This window comes from Erythrobacter neustonensis, from assembly GCF_001663175.1.
GTDB classification, from domain to species: domain Bacteria; phylum Pseudomonadota; class Alphaproteobacteria; order Sphingomonadales; family Sphingomonadaceae; genus Erythrobacter; species Erythrobacter neustonensis.
Genome location: NZ_CP016033.1, coordinates 21,334 through 40,563, shown reverse-complemented (window position 1 = coordinate 40,563; position 19,230 = coordinate 21,334). Strand labels below are relative to the sequence as shown.

The 19,230-nt window shown below is 65.8% G+C and carries 15 protein-coding genes; 9 read left to right on the top strand and 6 right to left on the bottom strand.

Features of this window, described 5'->3' with window-relative positions; all coding sequences use genetic code 11:
- Nucleotides 1–110: 110 nt before the first annotated feature.
- The 5 genes from A9D12_RS14930 to A9D12_RS00145 all read left to right on the top strand — a co-directional run bounded on the left by A9D12_RS14930 (nucleotide 111) and on the right by A9D12_RS00145 (nucleotide 8,469).
- Nucleotides 111–548: a TonB-dependent receptor plug domain-containing protein gene (locus A9D12_RS14930; protein WP_231889654.1), complete on the top strand. Its 438-nt coding sequence runs from the start codon at nucleotides 111–113 to the stop codon at nucleotides 546–548.
- The gene (locus tag A9D12_RS00160) at nucleotides 470–3,430 is read left to right on the top strand and encodes a TonB-dependent receptor (protein WP_335645793.1); all 2,961 of its coding nucleotides are present in this window, start codon (nucleotides 470–472) and stop codon (nucleotides 3,428–3,430) included. Before A9D12_RS14930 ends, A9D12_RS00160 begins: the two co-directional genes overlap by 79 nt.
- A gap of 248 nt (nucleotides 3,431–3,678) precedes the next feature.
- Complete coding sequence (locus A9D12_RS00155; RefSeq protein ID WP_068353235.1) at nucleotides 3,679–4,758, top strand: LacI family DNA-binding transcriptional regulator; 1,080 nt, start codon at nucleotides 3,679–3,681, stop codon at nucleotides 4,756–4,758.
- Nucleotides 4,755–5,957: an MFS transporter gene (locus A9D12_RS00150; RefSeq protein WP_068348433.1), complete on the top strand. Its 1,203-nt coding sequence runs from the start codon at nucleotides 4,755–4,757 to the stop codon at nucleotides 5,955–5,957. The genes A9D12_RS00155 and A9D12_RS00150 overlap by 4 nt, the downstream gene beginning before the upstream one ends.
- 112 nt (nucleotides 5,958–6,069) lie before the next feature.
- The gene (locus A9D12_RS00145; protein WP_231889653.1) at nucleotides 6,070–8,469 is read left to right on the top strand and encodes a glycoside hydrolase family 3 protein; all 2,400 of its coding nucleotides are present in this window, start codon (nucleotides 6,070–6,072) and stop codon (nucleotides 8,467–8,469) included.
- Here the strand turns inward: A9D12_RS00145 and A9D12_RS00140 are convergent.
- The 4 genes from A9D12_RS00140 to A9D12_RS00125 form a co-directional block, all read right to left on the bottom strand.
- Nucleotides 8,466–10,388 (bottom strand): alkyl/aryl-sulfatase, encoded by a 1,923-nt coding sequence (locus A9D12_RS00140; protein ID WP_068348431.1) that lies wholly within the window; start codon nucleotides 10,386–10,388, stop codon nucleotides 8,466–8,468. The genes A9D12_RS00145 and A9D12_RS00140 overlap by 4 nt on opposite strands.
- 138 nt (nucleotides 10,389–10,526) lie before the next feature.
- Nucleotides 10,527–12,095 carry a SulP family inorganic anion transporter gene (locus tag A9D12_RS00135; RefSeq protein WP_068348429.1) on the bottom strand — a complete coding sequence of 523 codons (1,569 nt, stop codon included), beginning with the start codon at nucleotides 12,093–12,095 and terminating at the stop codon, nucleotides 10,527–10,529.
- 47 nt (nucleotides 12,096–12,142) lie between these two features.
- Nucleotides 12,143–12,808: a carbonic anhydrase gene (locus A9D12_RS00130; RefSeq protein ID WP_068348426.1), complete on the bottom strand. Its 666-nt coding sequence runs from the start codon at nucleotides 12,806–12,808 to the stop codon at nucleotides 12,143–12,145.
- A gap of 25 nt (nucleotides 12,809–12,833) precedes the next feature.
- On the bottom strand, nucleotides 12,834–13,166 hold the full coding sequence (locus A9D12_RS00125) for an ArsR/SmtB family transcription factor (RefSeq protein ID WP_231889651.1): 333 nt from the start codon (nucleotides 13,164–13,166) through the stop codon (nucleotides 12,834–12,836).
- Nucleotides 13,167–13,380: 214 nt separating this feature from the next.
- On the opposite strand from A9D12_RS00125, the gene A9D12_RS00120 reads away from it, so the two are divergent.
- Complete coding sequence (locus A9D12_RS00120; RefSeq protein ID WP_068348423.1) at nucleotides 13,381–14,547, top strand: acyl-CoA dehydrogenase family protein; 1,167 nt, start codon at nucleotides 13,381–13,383, stop codon at nucleotides 14,545–14,547.
- A gap of 105 nt (nucleotides 14,548–14,652) precedes the next feature.
- On the top strand, nucleotides 14,653–16,302 hold the full coding sequence (locus A9D12_RS00115) for an acyl-CoA dehydrogenase family protein (RefSeq protein WP_068348420.1): 1,650 nt from the start codon (nucleotides 14,653–14,655) through the stop codon (nucleotides 16,300–16,302).
- Here the strand turns inward: A9D12_RS00115 and A9D12_RS00110 are convergent.
- Entirely contained in the window at nucleotides 16,299–16,760 is a 462-nt protein-coding gene (locus A9D12_RS00110; RefSeq protein WP_068348417.1) for a response regulator, read from the bottom strand. The genes A9D12_RS00115 and A9D12_RS00110 overlap by 4 nt on opposite strands.
- Before the next feature lie 153 nt (nucleotides 16,761–16,913).
- Here A9D12_RS00110 and A9D12_RS00105 point away from each other — a divergent pair, with 153 nt between their 5' ends.
- On the top strand, nucleotides 16,914–17,729 hold the full coding sequence (locus A9D12_RS00105; protein WP_068348414.1) for a tyrosine-protein phosphatase: 816 nt from the start codon (nucleotides 16,914–16,916) through the stop codon (nucleotides 17,727–17,729).
- 60 nt (nucleotides 17,730–17,789) lie between these two features.
- A complete protein-coding gene (gene trxB, locus A9D12_RS00100) occupies nucleotides 17,790–18,761 on the top strand; it encodes a thioredoxin-disulfide reductase (protein WP_068348412.1) in 972 nt (323 codons plus the stop codon).
- A gap of 21 nt (nucleotides 18,762–18,782) precedes the next feature.
- Here trxB and A9D12_RS00095 read toward each other — a convergent pair whose 3' ends face one another.
- Nucleotides 18,783–19,229 carry an MAPEG family protein gene (locus A9D12_RS00095; RefSeq protein WP_068348409.1) on the bottom strand — a complete coding sequence of 149 codons (447 nt, stop codon included), beginning with the start codon at nucleotides 19,227–19,229 and terminating at the stop codon, nucleotides 18,783–18,785.
- Nucleotide 19,230: the final 1 nt, after the last annotated feature.

Here is a 19,230-nt window from a genome sequence, read left to right as displayed (position 1 = left end):
CAATATGAACCACAGATTACAAGTCTTGAGAACGCTCTCAAAATGCGTTAGAAAGCGCCACAGCCGCAGTTCCGGGCAACAACTGGCGCGGCATGGGGAGAGATGACATCATGACCAAGGTTAGGCTCGCGCCGCGTCGGCGCCTGTTTGCAACGTGCACGGCTTCGGCACTGGCGATCGCGGCGGCCAGCCCCGCACTGGCGCAGGATGCCGCAGCCGACGAAACCCCCGAGACCGCCGAAGAGGCCGATTCCACGATCGTCGTCACCGGCTTCCGCGCCTCGCTGCAATCCGCGCAGGCGATCAAGCGCCGCGCCGACACCGTGGTCGACGTGATCACCGCTGAAGACATCGGCGCACTTCCCGACCGTTCGGTCGCCGAAACGCTCCAGCGTATTCCCGGCGTGAACATCGGCCGTTTCGAAAAGACCTCGGACCCGACGCGTTTCTCGGTCGAGGCACCGGCGTCATCATTCGCGGCCTTCCCTATGTCAGCTCGCAGCTCAACGGCCGCGACATTTTCTCGGCCAACGGCGGCCGCGCGCTGAGCTTCGAGGATGTCTCGCCCGAACTCGTCGGCCGGGTCGAAACCTACAAGAACATCACGGCCGACCAGATCGAAGGCCACATTGCGGGTCTCGTGAACCTCGTCACCCGCAAGCCGCTTGACCGCCGCGGGTTCCGGATCGCCGGCTCGGTCGAAGCCAACTACGGCGATTTGCGGCAGGAATGGTCGCCGACCTTCAACATCCTTGCTTCGGACACCTTCGAAACCGGTCAGGGCACCTTCGGTCTCCAGCTGAGCTATTCGAAGTCTGAACTGAAGAGCCGCACGGACTCCTCGCAGGTGATCGACAGCTGCTTCCGTCCGGCCGATCTCAGCGCCGGTTGCGCGCGCATCTTCCCGCTCAACTCGGGCGGTTTCGGCGATCAGCCGAACTTTACGCCGGACAACTTCCCGCCGGCAGGGTCGGTGCTGGTGCCGCAATATGCCGGTGTGCGTTCGACCACGCTCGATCGCGATCGCGAGGCCTTCTCGGCCGTCGGCCAGTTCGAAACGCTCGACGGCGATCTGGTGATGACGCTGGAATTCCTGCGTTCGGAAACGACCTTCGCCACGGAAGAATTCGCGCTACTCGGCCGGATCGACGATGGCGTGTCGACCAATCAGCCGCGTCCGGGCACGACCTACGAGTTCGACGAGAACGGCCGGTTCGTGAATGGCATCCTGACGCAGAACGTCGGCAACGCCTATGCCAACCCCTTCGGTCGCGGCGGTATCCCGACCGACTCGCTGCGCTTCCTGCGTGAAGCCAACTCGGTGACGCAGGACATTTCGTTCGACGCGCAGATGAACTTCACCGAGCGCTTCCGCGGCAAGGTGGAAATGCAGAGCCTGCGCTCGAACCTGCGGCGCGATTCGGTGTTTGGCGCGCTCAGCACCTGGACCGACATTTCGGTCGATCTGCGCGGCAGCACGCCCGACATCCAGTTCCTCGCTCCCGTTGGCGCACCGTCGGATTACTTCACCAGCGGCCTCAACAACTATTACTGGTTCGGTCTCGACAGCCAGGAAAAGAACGAGGGCGAGCTGTACACGCTGGCCGGCAGCCTCGAATACGACCTGAGCGAAGACGGGTTCTTCCGCCGGGTCGAGGTCGGTGGCCGCTGGGCTGCGCGTGACCGCATCAATCGCAACACCAACTTCAGCACCTGGGGCAACCTGTCGGCGCCATGGGCGGGCCGTGCGGGCTGCGCTCCGTGGAACGAAGGGCCGGGCTGCGCTGCGACGGGCGGCTTCGTGCCGGGCCGTTATTATACCGGCCTGCCGGGTCAGGAATTCGCGATCGGCGGCGGCGTGTTCACCGACGAATTCCCCAGCGCAGCGGCCTATCGCACGCCCTTTGCCGACAACTTCCAGCGCGGCGAGGCATCGACCCCGATCGCTGGCGGCGGCGCGTTCTTCTACGGCGGCGACGATTTCCTTCAGGAATATCTCGACGGCGTGACCGACCAGCAGTGGGATGCGATCAGCACGCTGGGCCAATCGCCCGAACGCTTCAACCTGGGCGTCAATGGCCGCAGCCGCACGCGGCTCGACGGTTCGACGGTGCAGTGCGATCCGTTCTGTCCCGAGGAAATCTCGGATGTCACCGAAATCACTTCGGCGGCCTATGCGCGGCTCGACTTCGGCACCGACTTTGACGGCGGCGCCTCGCTCTCGGGCAATATCGGCCTGCGCTATGTCCGCACCAACGTCAGCAACGATTCGGTGCTGGCATTCCCCGATCCGGCGCGGTTCGATGCGATCCGGCTTGAAAACGGCGTCAATGTCGGCGGCAACGGCGACGGCGTTGTCCAGGTCGATGAAGTTCAGGCAGTCTGCCGCGGCGCAGGCGGTCCGGGTGTGCCGCAGCAGGCGTTCTGCCAGCTGACCGGTGCCCGTCTGGCCGAGTTCGCCGCGCTGCACACCGGCGAATTGATCCGCGATAATCGCGACATCAACTTCGACCACTTCCTGCCGTCCTTCAACGTCCGCTACGACAACGGTAGCGGACTGGTGATCCGCGGTGCCGTGTCGAAGGGGATCAGCCGTCCCGATCTCAACCTGTTCAACGCGAGCGGCACGCTCGGGTTCAGCGGGCGGGTCAACGACGGTCCGCTGCTGTCGGTGCGCACCGGCAACCGCAACGTCCTTCCGACCGAAGCGTGGAACTACGATCTGAGCTTCGAATATTACTTCTCGAACGTCGGTCAGATCAGTCTGGCACTGTTCGCGAAGGACATCACCGGGATCATCTCGAACGGCACGGGTCTGGTCAATTACACCACCGCCAGCGGCACGTCGCAGGACGTGATCATCAGCGGTCCGGCCAACGACATCAATGGCCTGCTCAAGGGTGTGGAATTCGCCTACCAGCAGACCTTCGACTTCCTGCCCGGCTTCCTCGACGGGTTGGGGACGGCCGCCACCTACACCTATATCGATGCCAGCGACTTCCCGAACCCGAACATTTCGGGGATCGGCTCGCCTTCGGTCAATTCGAGCGGGCAGCCGCTCAACAACGGGCCGTTCGGTGGGCAACTGCCGCTGGCCGGTACTTCGAAGCACACCGTCAACGCGACGCTGTTCTATGAAAAGGGCCCGCTGTCGGTTCGCGCCGCCTACAACTGGCGCAGCGACTTCCTGGTGACGCCGCGGGACGATCTGTTCCCGTTCTCGGCGACCTATCAGGATGCCAGCGGCCAGCTCGACGGGACGATCTTCTACAACCTGACCCCCAACATCAAGCTGGGCGTACAAGGTGTGAACCTGCTCGACGAGACGACGAACCTGTCGACCGTCATCGACTTCGACGGCAACCGTACCACCTCGGCGGTGTTCCGCAACGACCGGCGCTACACCTTCATCGCCCGCTTCAACTTCTAAGGAAGCGCGCGACGGGACAAGAGCAGGGCTGCATCTGGCGCAAACCGCCGGGTGCAGCCCTTGCTGTTTCGAGCCGCCATTCGCATCAGTGTGAAACTGCACGCGAAATGGCTTGCCGCTCGCGACATTCTTGCGCAATCGGCGCAGGATTGGATTGAGGGTCGATGCAGCGCTTTTGCCGGTGCATCGGGCGGCGTGGCGCAACCGGGGGCGAAGCCTCCGAAGGGCCGGACGGGACGAGGCGGATCATGGCGCGCGTGCGCAAGACAGTGACGATCAGGGATGTGGCCGAGGAAGCGGGGGTCTCGCTGCAAACGGTAAGCCGGGTGGTCAACGACGGGCCCAATGTGCGCCCGCAGGTGCGCGACAAGGTGCGCGCGGCAATTGCAAAGCTGGGTTATGTGCCCAGCCTCGCCGCACAGCGGATGAGCGGTTCGCGCTCCTACATCATCCTTGCCATCAACGACCGCGAACGCACGCTTGCCGACTGGCGTGACCGGCGCGGCACCGACTGGGTCGACCAGATGCTGCTGGGCGGGTTCCTGACCTGCAGCCAGCACGGCTACCGGATGATGGTGGAACTGGTCGACACCCACTCCGACCACGTCGAACGCGAACTGGGCGCAGCGCTTTCGGCGTTGCAGCCCGATGGCGTGATCCTGACCCCGCCGCACTCGGAAAATGCGCTGATCACCGCGCTTCTGGCCGAACGCGGCATTCCCTTTGCGCGGATCGGATCGGACGCGCCGGGGCCGGGGATTGCGCTGACGATGGGCGACGAAGGCGCGGCCCATCTTGCCACCACCCGGCTCGCCGGGCTTGGCCACCGCAAGATCGCGATGATCGCCGGGCCTTCGCAATACAGCCTGTCGGGCTGGCGTATCGCGGGCTGGCGGCGCGCGCTCGCTGATGCGGGGCTCAGCGCGGATGGCCTGCTCGAAACCGGCGATTTCGGCTATGACAGCGGGGTTCGCGCAGGCCACGCGCTGCTCGATCGCAATCCCGATTGCACCGCTATCATCGCTTCGTCCGACCAGATGGCGCTCGCCGCGCTCGAAGTCGCGCGTGCGCGCGGGCTCGATGTGCCGCGCGACCTGTCACTGATCTCCTTCGACAACACCCCGATCGTGCGCTTCACGCAGCCCCCGCTGACCGCAATCGACCAGCCGATTGCCGAGACGGTGAGCCGCGCGGTCGAACACCTCATCGCGCGCGACGAAAACGCCGATCAGGACACTGTGATCGAGGTCGCCGCCGCGCTGGTCGAACGCGCCTCGACTGCGCGCGCGCCGCAGCAGACGCCCGCCGCGCTGGCCCGCACGGTTTGACCGCGCCGACTGCGGCTCCGGCAAGCGAGCCTGCGCGCCAGCCGCGCTGGTTCCTGGCGCTGTTCGCGCTTGCCTCGGCGGGCGGGGCGGTGGCCTATGTCCCGCTGCTCACCGTGCTGCTGCCGCAGGCGATCGCCGATCTGCAAGGCCGTGAGGATGTCGCAGCCCTCGCGCAGGTCACCTTCCTTGGCGCGGTGATGGCGAGCATCGCCAATATCGCCTTCGGGATGCTGAGCGATGCGACCCGGTTGCGGCGCCCCTGGATCATCGTCGGCCTGATCGCGTCCAACCTGCTGCTGCTGGCGGTGGGCGAGGCGCGTTCGATCACCGAAATGGTCGTGCTGGTGATGGTCTGGCAGGTCGCGCTCAACCTCATGCTCGCCCCCTTGAGCGCATGGGCGGGCGATTGCTTTCCTGACAGCCAGAAAGGCGTGCTGGGCGGCGCGCTGGCCTTGTCGCCCGCCCTGGGCGCTTTGGCGGGATCGCTGGTGACCTATGCCGGGCTGATCGATCCGGGCGCGCGGCTGGCGCTGGTCGCGCTGCTGGTGAGCGTGCTGGTGCTGCCTGCGGTGGTGCTGGGCAAAGGACGGGTGCGTGATGAACTTGTCGCGCCGGTGTCGCCAGCGGCGCGCAACCACCCGCGCGAGCGCGTGGTGTTCCGGATGTGGGCGGCGCGGCTGCTGGTGCAGATTGCCGAAGGCGGGATGTTCGCGTTCCTGCTCTATTGGCTGCGCTCGCTTTCGCCCGATTATCCCGACTACGGGGTCGCCAACATCTTCAGCCTCGTGCTGGTCTGCGCAGTGCCCTTGTCGCTGGTGCTGGGGCGCTGGTCCGATCGCCATGCCCGGCCGATCTGCCCGCTGGTCGCGTCGGCAATGCTGTGTTCCTGCGGGATGCTGGTGATGGCGGCGGCGGGATCGCTCGCGGTTGCGATTGCGGGCTATGTCCTCTTTGCGATAGCGGCGGCGATCTTCCTTGCGCTTCATGCCAGCCAGACGCTGCGGGTGCTGCCCGCGCCGCAGCACCGCGGGCGCGATCTCGGGGTGTTCAACCTCACCAACACGGTGCCGGGGATGATCATGCCGGGGCTCACCGTGATGCTGGTGCCGCAGTTCGGCTATGCCGCGCTGTTCGTGCTGTTCGCCGGGCTTGCCAGCCTGAGCGCATTGTTGCTGGCGACCGCGATCCGACGCGGGTGAGACCCGTGCGAGATGCTTGCAAAGCGGGCCGGGCGCAGGCATAACTTCGCTTGATAACGTTCTCAAGAACACGTGAACGGACTTGGGAGGGTCTGGCGAAATGACAGCAAGCATGATGGGTCGGTTGGTGTGCGGTGCGGCTGTGGGCGCGCTGCTATCGGCTTGCAGCGGCACCGTATCCGACGTGCGTTCGGCAAGTGCGCCCGCCGCCGCGCAGCCCGCCACCGCGGCGCAAACCGGCGCGAGCCCCGAGGCGCTGCTCGCGCGCATGAGCATCGAGCGTAAGGTTGCGCAGCTCGTTCAGCCCGATATCGGTTCGATCACGCCTGCCGATGTGCGCGAATACCGCTTCGGCACGATCCTCAATGGCGGCAATTCCGGCCCCTATGGCAATGACAAGGCGCCTGCTGCCGACTGGCTGAAACTGGCGGACGAATTCTGGGAAGCCTCCACCGCGCCGCTCGAAAACGGTGAGCCGGTAATCCCCGCGATCTGGGCGACCGATGCGGTTCACGGCCACGCCAATGTGCCCGGCGCGACGGTGTTTCCGCACAATATCGGCCTTGGCGCGACCCATGATCCCGATCTGATCCGCCGCATCGGCGCCGCCACTGCGACCGAAATCGAAGTGACCGGGCTCGACTGGACGTTCGCGCCCACGATCGCGGTCGCGCGCGACAGCCGTTGGGGCCGGACTTACGAAAGCTATTCCGAAGACCCCGCGCTCGTCACGCCCTTGGGCGCGGCGATGATTGAAGGGTTGCAGGGCAAGGCCGGCACGGCCGGCTTCCTGGGCCAAGGCAAGGTCGCCGCGACGGCCAAGCACTATTTCGGCGATGGCGGCACTTCGCAGGGCGTCGACCAGGGCGATGTCAACGGCGATCTGGACAAGCTGATGGCGATCCACGCTGCGCCCTATCCGGCGGCGATCGGCGCCGGGGTGGCCAGCGTGATGGCCAGCTTCAACTCGATCAACGGCACCAAGATGCACGGCAACAAGCCGCTGCTGACCGACGAGTTGCGCGGCAAGCTGGGCTTCGAAGGCGTGGTCGTGGGCGACTGGAACGGCCACGGTCAGGTGACCGGCTGCACCAATTCGAACTGCGCGCAATCGCTGCTCGCCGGGCTCGATGTCTATATGGTCCCCGAAGACTGGAAGGCGCTCCACGCCAGCCTGGTCGCGCAGGTCAAGGATGGGACGATCCCGATGGCGCGGCTCGATGAAGCGGTGCTGCGCGTGCTTCGGATGAAAAAGGCGCTGGGCATCCTCGATGGCGAGGTAAAGCCTTCGGCGCGGCCCAACGGGGGCAAGTGGAACCTGCTCGGCTCACCCGAACACCGCGCGATCGCGCGCGAGGCGGTGGCCAAATCGCAGGTGATCCTCAAGAATGCCGGCGTGCTGCCGCTGAAGCCGGGCGCGCGGATCGAGGTTGCCGGGACTGCGGCGGACAATATCCCGCAGCAGTCGGGCGGCTGGTCGATCACCTGGCAGGGCGGCGGCGATCTGACCGCGGCCAATTTCCCCGGCGCGACATCGATCTGGGGCGGGATTGCCGAGGCGGCCAGGACGGCGGGCGGCACGGCGGTGCTCGCGCCCACGGGCAGCGCAGCAGCCGCCAGCGCCGCCAAGCCCGACATCGCGATCGTCGTGTTCGGCGAGGAACCCTATGCCGAGTTCGTTGGCGACCGCAAGGATCTGGCCTTCCGCGACGAGGAAGGTCTCGCGCTGCTGAAAGCTTACAAGGCACGCGGCATTCCCACGGTCGCGGTGTTCCTGTCGGGCCGGCCCCTGTGGGTCAACCGCGAGCTGAACGCGGCCGATGCCTTCGTCGCTTCGTGGCTTCCGGGCAGCGAGGGGGCAGGGGTGGCCGACGTCTTGTTCGGCAAGACCCAGCCCACCGGACGCCTGTCCTTTGCCTGGCCCAAAACCTGCGAGGGCGGGGCGACCTGGCGCGAGGGCGGCACGCTGTTCGAACGCGGCTACGGCCTCGGCTTTGCCGCGCCGCGCATTGCCTCTGTCCCGCTCGATGAGACCTGCGCCGCGCTCACCAACGACAGCGGCGCGGCGTGGTTTGCCAATGGCCGGCTGGCAAGTCAGGTGCAGGCGGTGGCCGACAATGCGCTGCTCCCCGATCTGCGCGGCAATGGCAACGGCATCGTCGCGGCCGGGATCGACCGCCGCGCGCAGGAAGACGCGCGCCGGATTACCTTCGGCCCCGGCGCGAAGATCAGCTTCACCGGCCCCGACAGCGGCGCGGCGTTCCGGATCGCCTATCAGGTGCTCAATCGCCCCGCCGGCCCCGTCACCGTCACTGCCGGGGGCAAGGCCGTCGACATCACGCAAGGCCTGTCGGTCGCCGAGGGCAAGGGCTGGCGCGAAATGGTGCTGACCCAGGCGTGCCTTGGCAGCACCGGCGGCAGGCTCACCTTCGCGTCTGCCGCGCCCTTCGCCTTCCAGATCAGCGAGATCACCCGCGACGAGAAGGCGGCAAACGTGGAGTGCTCGTTCTAGGGCAGGACGATATCGAAGCCGTGCGGCATCGGGTCGAGATTGTCGATCAGGGCTTGCAGCATCGCTTTGTCGCCTTCGATCGTCACGCCGGGCATCTGCGCGACCGTGTCGACCGGCATGCGGACGAACAGCAGCGCCAGCAGCGCGCGGCGCGGGCCGCGCAGCGTTGCCGCGGGCGCTGCGGGCAGCGCGCCGACGCGGCCGATCATCACGTCCTCGCCGACCTCAATCATCGCGGTCTCGCGCTTGTCGGTCAGGTCGATGGCGATGCTGTAACCGCGCTTGCCTGCGCGCTCGGGCGCGAACAGTGTCGCGGCGGAATCGAGCAGTTCCTGCGTCGCGATTGCGGCGATCATGTCGTTGCTCTGCGATGCGCTGCTCTGAGGCCGTCCGCGCATGAGGTCGCTTGCGGCGGACAGGAACTGGTTGCGCCAGATCGCGCTTTCGGCGGCATGGCCCTGCGCGGTGTAGGAGCGCGCCAGCGCCGCCTTGGCCGCGGCATTGTCGGGCGCGGCAAAGACGAGGCTCTGGAGCAGATCGGACGCCCAGCGATAATCGCCCGCCGCCATCGCCGCCTCGCCCAGCGCCAGCGTGCGGTCCGCGCCGCCCAGTGCTTCGACAAGCTTGCGCGCGCGCACCTCCGGGGGGTGCGGGTGGAGATTGGCAGGTACCGCATCATACCAGCCGAGGTAGAACTGGTAGATCGCTTTCGCGTTGTGGCTGATCGTCCCGTAATAGCCGCGCGTTGCCCATTCGCGCGCGTTCACCTTGGGCGGGCCGGCTTCGAGCGCTTCGGCGATCTCGTCCATCGTCTCGCCGCGGTTCATCCGGCGCACGGTCTGGTCGTGGAGCCAGCGATAGATGTCGCGCTGCGCGGATAGCCAGGCAGTCCCTTCTTCCTTGCCGAACACGGGCCAGCAATGGCTCGAAATCACCGTATCGGCCTGCGGCGCGTAACGCAGCGCCGCCTCGTCGAGATAATGCGCCCAGGCGCGCGCATCGCGCACCTTGGCCCCGCGCGGGGTCAGGATATTGTGCAGCGAACAGGTGGCGATCTCGGCCGCAAGGAAGGTCTTGGCGGGCTTGATCAGCACGTTGAATTCGGCTGGTGCCTCGGTGCCCGAAACGATCTGGAATTCGAGCGCCACTCCGTCGATCACGCGCGTGTCCCCGGTGGCGGCGATGGTGTCGGTGGGGGGGATCAACGACAATGTGCCGGCGGACAATCCCTTGCCGATGCCGCTGCCCATCTGGCCGGTTGCACCCGGCGCGAGCCCCGTGCCGAACTGGTAGGCCGCGCGGCGTTGCATCGCGCCGCCGGCCATCACGTTTTCGGACGTGGCCTCTTCCATGAAGCCCGCAGGCGCGATGATCGCGGCCCGCCCTGCGGCGACATCGGCTTCGCCAACCACACCGCGCACGCCGCCGAAATGATCGCCGTGGCTGTGCGAATAGAGGACTGCACTGACCGGGCGCGCCCCAAGCTCGCGGTTGACCAGATCGAGCGCGGCCTTCGCTGCCTCGACGCTGGTGAGCGGATCGATGATGATCCACCCGCTTGCGCCGCGGATCACGGTCATGTTCGACACATCGAACCCGCGCACCTGCCAGACCCCCGGTGCCACCGCAAACAGCCCGTGGTGTTTCAGATGCGTCATGTGCCGCCACAATGACGGGTTGACCGTCCCGGGCGCCGCGCCGTGCACGAAGGCATAGGCATCGAGGTTCCAGACCGGTTTTCCTGCTGCGTTGCGGATCACCGGATCGGTCAGGGTGGCGATAAAGCCGCGCTGCGCGTTTTCGGCATCGCGCGTGCCTTCGGGAGGGAGCGCGCCGGGGGCGCCGGGCGTACTGGCCATTGCAGGCGCTGCCAAAGCCAGCGCCAGCGCGGCGCCGGCACGAATTGCGGCAACTCTCATTGTCCCGTCCCCCCTGTGTTCCCGCGCAAGGTGATGCCTGCGCAAGGGCAGGGTTTCAAGCGTCGGATTGGGGGTGCCAAGGATGGCCAGGCGCGCGCGGTGGCCGTCGTCAGCCCCCGCGCGCTCTGGCTTCTCCGATCAGGCCGCCGGGCGCACCATAAGGCCCGGGATCTCCGTCTTGCTCGGATCTTCGGAACGCCGGCCATAGCGTTCGACCAGCTCGCTCCATTCCACCACCAGCGTGCCGCCGGTGGTCTGGTGCAGCTTCTCCCACGAGGACAGCATTTCAAGGCAGGCGTGGTCGATATAGTCGAGCTTCTCGACGTGGATGTGGACTTCCGACCCGACGGGCGAGCTTTCGAGCGCCTTGCCCAGCTGCGGGATCGAGAAGAACGTCGCCGAACCCTTCATCCACAGATCGACGCGGTTGGTCTCCTCATCATGCTCGCGCGTGATTTCGAGGTGCGAAAAGGTGTAGACCAGCTTGGCGGTGGCCAGCGCAAAGCCGAGGATCACCCCGGTCAGCAGGTCGATCAGCACCACGCCCAGCAGCGTGACGAAATAGATCGCCAGTTCCTGCCGCCCGAATTCGGCAATCTTGCGGATCTGCGCAATGTTGACCAGCTTGTAGCCGGTGTAGACGAGGATCGCGGCGAGCACCGAGGTCGGGATTTCGTTGAGCACGAAGGGGAAGGCCGCGACCGCGAGCAGCAGCCACACGCCGTGCATGATCGCGGAAAAACGCGTCGTCGCGCCGGCTTCGACGTTGGCGGCAGACCGCACGATCACGCCGGTCATCGGCAGCGCGCCAAGCCCGCCGCAGATCATGTTGCCGATCCCTTGCGCGCGCAGTTCCTTGTCGTAGTCGGTGCGCGCGCCGATGTGCATCTTGTCGACCGCAGTCGCGCACAGCAGCGTTTCGGCACTGGCGACGAAAGCGAAGACGAGGCCAAGCGTGAGGATATCGGGATTGGTGAACCCGGCCAGCGCCTCGCCGGTGGGGATGTTCAATGCGCCCGCCAGCGTATCGGGCAGTTCGACCAGCGTGATCGGCAGCGCAAAGACCATCGCAAAGATCGTGCCCACAATCACGCCGAGCAGCGGGCCGGGGATCAGGCTGAGCTGCTTGGGCTTGAAGTGGTTCCAGAGCACGATCGTCAGGATCGTGATGACCCCCGCCATCGCCGCAAGGTGATGCACCGAACCGTCGGTCGGGATCGCCTTGATCACCGCCTCGGGGATCGCCGCGATGTTGAGCAGGCCGCTGGCGCGTGGGGCGTCATCGAGCATGACGTGCAGCTGCGAGACGAGGATCAGCACCCCGATCCCGGCCAGCATGCCGTGGATCACCGAAGGCGAGATCGCCCGGAACCATTGGCCAAGCTTGAGCACCCCGGCGAGCAATTGCAATGCGCCCGCGATCAGCCCGACCACGCCAAGCATGATGAGGCCGTGTTCCTGCACCAGCTGGAAGACCAGCACCGCCATGCCCGCCGCCGGGCCGCTGACCTGCAAAGGCGAGCCGGCGAGCGAGCCGACGATGATACCGCCCACGATCCCCGTGATCAGCCCCAGCGCAGGTGGTGCGCCCGAGGCGATCGCGACCCCCATGCACAGTGGCAGGGCCACAAGGAACACCACGATCGAAGCGAGAAAATCTCGCCCCAACACGGCAGAGGTTGATCGGTCGGCGGCGGCAGCGTGCATGGGGGATGCTCCGTCAGGTCAGGTCAATGGGGTAAGGGAAAGGCAGCTCAGCAGGCGTGCTTGTCGTCCATCAATTCGAGCAGTTCGCCGGCATAACGCTCCTCGACCGAGACCCAGCACTTGTTGTCCTCGTCATAGGCGGAGACTTCGCCGGTCTTGATGTCGTAAACCCAGCCATGCAGCGTCACCGCATCCTGCGCGAGCGCGACCGCGACCGTGGGGTGGGTCTTCAGGTGCTGCAATTGCAGGATAACGTTCTGTTCGAGCAGCATCTTCATCTTGGCTTCGGGTTCGAGATCGGGGCCGATCGCCTCGACGATATCGACCGCGCCCTGCGAATAGCCGAGCCATTCGCGCACGTGCGGCAGGCTGGTCAGCGCGGCACGGTTCATCGCACCCTTCATCGCGCCGCATTCGGTGTGGCCGCAGATCACGATGTTGGGGATCTTGAGCGCACCGATCGCGAATTCGATCGAGGCGGTCATCCCGCCGGTCTGGTTGGTGTGCGGGGGCACGATGTTGCCGGCATTGCGGCAGATGAACAGCTCGCCCGGATCGGTCTGGGTGAGCATCGCGGTTTCGATCCGGCTGTCCGAGCAGGTGATGAACAATGCCTCGGGGCTCTGGCCGGTGGCGAGCTTTTCGAACAGTTCGGCCTTTCCGGGATAGACATCACGCCGGAACTTGACCACGCCTTTGGCGAAATGGGGCATTGTAACAATCCTTTCGGTAGGGTTTTCAATCGGCCTCGCCCCACAGGGCGCGCGCGGTGTCGATATGGGCGGCATCTTCGAGTTGCTGGCGGATGTCGATGAAGGGCAGCGCACCCAGCACCCAGCCCGCCAGATCCGGGCGGGCCAGTCGGTAATAGTGGTTGCGCCCGTCGCGGCGCTCTTCGACCAGCCGGTGTGCGCGCAGCAGCGCCAGATGCTGCGACACGCGGGTGGACGGCAGGCCCAGCGACTGGGCGATCCCGGTGACGTCCTTCTCTCCCCCGCGCAGATCCTCGATCAGCCGCAGCCGGTCGGCGTGCGCCAGCAGCCGGAACAGATCGGCAAGTTGGCGCGACACGATGAGCCGGCTTGGCAACGGAATCTCTCCCATAACTGCAAGCTTTTGAAGGTTTGCAAGTGTGAACCTATGCACATCGCGCAAAGCGGTCAAGTAATGGTTATAACGTCTCATCGCACAGACACTGCGAAATCCGGTGGGTGACACGCCGCGTAATGTGTGGTGTCAGGGGCGCTCCTGCGCAGACCCGCAAACGGACAGGGACACACACACGATGAATTTCGAGCTGAGCCACGAACACACCATGCTGAAAGACCTGGTGGGCAAGTTCGTGCGCGATCAATTGATGCCTTACGAAGCCAGCGTCATCGCGCGCGAGAACTTGGGGCAGGGCACCTATCTGACGCCCGAGGAAACCGCCAAGGTCGACGCGGTCAGCCGCGAACTTGGCCTGTGGGGCCTCGATGCGCCCGAGGAAGTGGGCGGCATGAACTTGCCGATGGTGGCGATGGTCGGCGTGTCCGAGGAACTCGGCAAGACCGTCGTGCCCTATTACCTGCCGCCCGATTCGCCCAACTTGCGAATGCTGATGGTCGCCGCCGACGAACGCCAGCGCGAAGCCTATCTCGAACCCTATGTCCGCGGCGAAACGATCAGCGCGATCGGCATTTCGGAACCCGGCGCAGGCGCCGACCCGCAAGGCATGCGCACCACCGCGGTGCAGGACGGCGACGACTGGATCATCAACGGCCGCAAGATCTGGATCACCAAGGGCGCCGAGGCCGATTTCACGATCCTGATGGCGGTCACCGACAAGAACCCCAATGGCCGCAACGGCATGTCCGCCTTCCTTGTCGACAAGGGCACGCCGGGCTTCAACGTTACCCGCAAAATCCCGATGATCGATGGCACCGCGACCTATGAAATCGCGCTCGAGGATTGCCGCGTTCCGGGCTGGAAACTGCTCGGCACGCGCGGACAGGGTTTTGCGCCGATGCAGGTCAGGCTGGGCACCCGGCGGATCGAGATGGCCTCGTGGTCGATCGGCATGGCGCAACGCGCGCTCGACATGATGATCGATTACGCCCCGCAGCGCGAGACTTTCGGCAAGCCCCTGTCAGCCCGCCAGAGCGTGCAGAACTGGATCAGCGACGCCGCGACCAAGATCCACGCGATGCGGCTGATGACCTATGATTGCGCTTGGAAGATCGACGAGGGCCGCGATACCCGCAGCGAAATCTCGATGATCAAGAGCTTCTGCACCGAGGAAGCCTACAAGATCGTCGACCACGCGATGCAGCTTTACGGCGGCATGGGGATGACGCGCGAATTGCCGCTCTACCTGATGAGCAACAAGCTGCGCACGATGCGGATCTATGATGGCCCGTCGGAAATCCACAACTGGGTGGTCGCGCGCGGGCTGCTGGGCACCTACGAATGATGCACGGACGCGCGGGGGGCGGGTGACGCACCACCCCCCGCGCGCCCGCGAAGCCGCGGATTTGCGACTTCGCAGCCTCCCTGCCGGTCTGCTACCGCAGCCTGCATGAACGCATGGATCACCACCGCCCGCGCCGCACTTGCCGCAGCGCAAGACTATCTGGCAGCCGTCCGCGCAGCGACGCACGCCGCCGTGGCGCCCGACGGCGCGGTCGATCCAGACCTGCTGACCCGCGAACAACACCGGTTGCACGGCTTTGCCTGGGTTGCGGCAACGGTCGCCGCGATCGAGGCCACGACCGACTGGGCCGCGTACGCCGCTGAGACCGGCCAATTCGGCGAGGCCGAGGCGTTGACACTGCGCGTGGGTCTGGGCGAAACCCTCGCACAGATCGCCTATGGCGTGCCGATGAGCGCCACCGAGATCGTGCGCCCCCATGCGCTTGGCACGGCGGCCGAAGCGCAAGCGCTTGCCGCAGACCCTGCCGTGGCGCGGTTCCTCGCGGAAGGCAGCACGCCCGAAACCCGCGCCGCGCTTGCTGCGCTGCTCGCTGATGGCATCCGCCCATACGAGGGCCTGGGCGATGACGCGCTCGATCAGATGCGCGCTGTCATGCGCGGCTTCACCGCCGCTGCAATCACTCCCCACGCGCATCGATGGCATCTGGACGATGCGCTGATCCCCGACGAAGTGATTTGCGAAATGGCGCAGCTTGGCGTGTTCGGGGTCTGCATTCCCGAAGAACACGGCGGCCTCGGCCTCGGCAAGCTGGCGATGGCACTGGTGTCCGAGGAATTGTCGCGCGGGTGGATTTGCGCGGGCAGCCTCGGCACCCGGTCCGAGATCGCGGGCGAATTGATCGCTGAAAATGGCACGCCTGAACAAAAGGCGCATTGGCTCCCGCGGATTGCCGACGGCTCGTGCCTGCCCACCGCGGTCTTTACCGAACCCGATACGGGCAGCGATCTTGCCGCGGTGCGCACGCGCGCGGTGCGGGGCGAAGACGGCGGGTGGCAGGTAACGGGGGCGAAGACCTGGATCACGCATGCCGCGCGCGCCGATCTGATGACGATGCTGGTGCGCACCGATCCGGCCACGCCGGGCTATGGCGGATTGTCGATGCTACTCGCCGCCAAGACGCGCGGACATGATGGTGCGCCATTCCCCGATCGCGGGATCGACGGCAGTGAGATCGAAGTCCTCGGCTACCGGGGCATGAAGGAATATGCGCTCGGCCTCGATGGCTTTGCGGTGGCGGCCGACGGGCTGCTGGGCGGGCGCGAGGGGCAGGGTTTCAAGCAGCTGATGCGCACCTTCGAAGGCGCGCGTATCCAGACCGCGGCGCGCGCCGTGGGCGTCGCGTGGAATGCCTTCGATCTGGCGCTGGACTATGCGCTGGGCCGCAAGCAGTTCGGGCAGGCGCTCACGGCGTTCCCGCGCGTGGCCGACAAGCTTGCGCTGATGGCCGCCGAAACCGTGATGGCGCGCGAGCTGACCTATGCCGCCGCACGCGCCAAGGACAAGGGTGCACGCTGCGATATCGAGGCCGGGATGGCCAAGCTGCTCGCTGCGCGGGTCGCGTGGAGCGCGGCGGACAATGGCTTGCAGATTCACGGCGGCAATGGCTACGCGCTCGAATACCCGATCAGCCGCGTGCTGTGCGATGCGAGGATTCTCAACATCTTCGAAGGCGCAGCTGAGATCCAGGCGCAGGTGATCGGACGCGGCTTGCTGGCGGCTGCGCGCGCGGATTAGAGCACGCGGCGGAACACCTCGGGGTGGACGGCGGCTTGGTTCTGTTCGGCAATCACCTTGCTGCGCAGATCGACATGGCGCGGACGCCCGCTGCGAAGCTGGAAGATCCGCTGCACCCGCGCCACCAGATCGGCGGGTGTGAAGGGCTTCGACATGAACTCGTTGGCGCCGGCATAGATCGCCTGCAACTGGTCCTGTTCGCCCGCCATCGCGGTCAGCATCATCACCGGCAGATCGTAGAACTGCGGCGACTGGCGCAGGCGGCGCAGCAGCGTGATGCCGGATTCGCCGGGCATCGCCTGGTCGAGCAGCAGCAGATCGGGCCGCTTGCGGTTGAGGCAGGTCCACGCCGCGCTCGCCGTAGTGACCCAGCCGCAAGCATAGCCGGCGTCGATCAACACTTCGCTGGCGATTTCGGCAATCAGTTCGTCGTCATCGGCGATCAGGATGCGGGCCATGGGGTTCCTTGCGGCTTGGGAGAGGGCTTTGGACAATGCAGGGTTAACCAGCCGCGTCTTGGCAGCGGCCTGCCGCGCCCCCTCGCATGATCCCCTAGGGACGCGGCGTGCTCCGGCTTGCCCCGCGGGAGGCGGGGTGTAAGGGCTACCGCCATGACCAGCGATTCTTCCGCCGCTCCTGCCAGCCACTCGCGCATCGGCCCGTTCTACGTCACGCAAGGCATCCACAACCTGCGCGATTATGGCGGCTATGCCACCGCCGCCGGGGGGCGCGTGCGCGAGGGCGTGCTGTTTCGTTCGGGCCAGCATATGGAAGCCTCCGAGAGCGATCTGGCGCTGCTCGACGCACTCGACATCCGCACCGTGATCGACCTTCGCGGGGTAAGCGAGCGCACGGGTTTTCCCTGCAGGCGCCATGCGAACTTTGCCGCGCAAGTGATTGCCTTCGATGGCGAAACCTCAAACTCGCCGCCCCACGAAGGCGGCGGCGGACAGATCGCAATGACCGCGCAAAAGGCGCGCGAGCGGATGCTTGCGGTCTATACGCGGATGCCGGTCAACCCGGCGATGGTCTGGATTTTCCGCGAATATTTCCGCGCGCTCGACGAAATTGACGGCGGCAGCCTCGTCCACTGTTTTGCGGGCAAGGACCGCACCGGGATCGCGGCGAGCCTGCTGCTCCATGTCCTCGGCGTCCACCCGGACGATTACAAGGCCGAGTTCCTGCTCACCAACGATGCGCCGACGCGCAGCATTCTCGAACGCCAGTCATTGCCCCGGATGGAGGCGCATTACGGCACGATCGACGCCGAGGCGCTGCACAACCTGATGGGCGTTCTACCAGAATATATCGACACTTACCTGGCGGAGGTGACACGCGATTACGGCTCGCTCGATGCCTATCTGGCGACAATCCTAGGTGTCGACGCGCAAAGAAAAGAGCGTCTGATCGCCAAGCTGACCGCGTGACAAGCGCCGCCTGAAACCCCATATCCCGGCCAACAGATTCCCACTTCAAGGCACCCGCACATGGCGACCCACACCACCAAGATGCTCATCATCGGCTCCGGCCCGGCCGGCTATTCGGCCGCGATCTATGCTGCGCGCGCGATGCTCGAACCGATCGTCGTTCAGGGCCTCCAGCCCGGCGGCCAGCTCACCATCACCACCGATGTCGAGAACTACCCCGGTTTTCGCGATGTGGTGCAGGGCCCCTGGCTGATGGAGGAAATGCGCGTCCAGGCCGAGCATGTCGGCACGCGGATGATGTGGGACACCATCGTCACGGTCGATCTCGAAGGGGGCTCGCCCTTCCGCGCGATCGGTGACAGCGGCGACGAATACATCGCCGATTGCATCGTGATCTGCACGGGCGCGCAGGCGAAATGGCTGGGCGTGCCCGGCGAAATGGCGCTGGGCGGCAAAGGGGTCAGCGCCTGTGCGACCTGCGACGGGTTCTTCTACCGCGGCAAAAAGGTCGCGGTGATCGGCGGCGGCAACACCGCAGTCGAAGAAGCGCTCTACCTCACCAACCATTCGGACGATGTCACACTGATCCACCGCCGCGACAGCTTGCGCGCCGAGCGCATCCTGCAGGACCGCCTGTTCGCGCACCCCAAGATCACCGTGCTCTGGAACAAGGCGGTCGACAGCTTCGAGGCGGGCGCAAACGGCATGCTCCATCACCTTGCGCTGACCGATACGGTGACGGGCGAGGCATCGACGCTGGAAACCGATGGCGCCTTTGTCGCGATCGGCCATGCGCCCGCGACCTCGCTGTTCGTGGGCAAGTTGCCGATGGACGAAAGCGGCTATCTGCTGACCGAGCCCGGCACCCCCAAGACCGCGATCCCCGGCGTCTTTGCCGCGGGCGACGTGACCGATCATGTCTATCGCCAGGCGGTGACCGCGGCGGGGATGGGCTGCATGGCGGCGCTCGATGCCGAACGCTGGCTCGCCGGCCGCGCGCACGCCGAACAGCAGGCCGAAGCGGCGGAGTGATCGCTCCGCCGCCGGCATGGTTCAACCGTGCAGATGGAGGTCGAACACCGGAATGATCGCGTGGAAGATCAGGATCATCAGCGCGATTGTTGACAAGGCGAACAAGGCAAACCGGATCGCCACGCGGTTGACGGTGGCCTGCACCAGAGAATGCGCGATCCGCAGGGCCACATAGGTCCACGCGACCGCCGCATTGATCCCGTCGCCCTGACCGATGATAGCCAGCACGATCGCCGCAGCATAGAACAGCGTCGGCGCTTCGTGGAGGTGGTTGTAATTGTCCGCCTTCCAGCTGACCTGATCGGGCAGTTGTGCGCGCAGGCTCGCCCCGGTGCTGCCGACCATGCCTTTGGCGTCGATCCCGGCCTTCAGCATCGCCGGGATGCGGGTGGCATACATCCACACCCACATCACCATCGTCCATCCCAGCAACACGACGACGGGCTTCAAAATCTCCATTCCGATCATG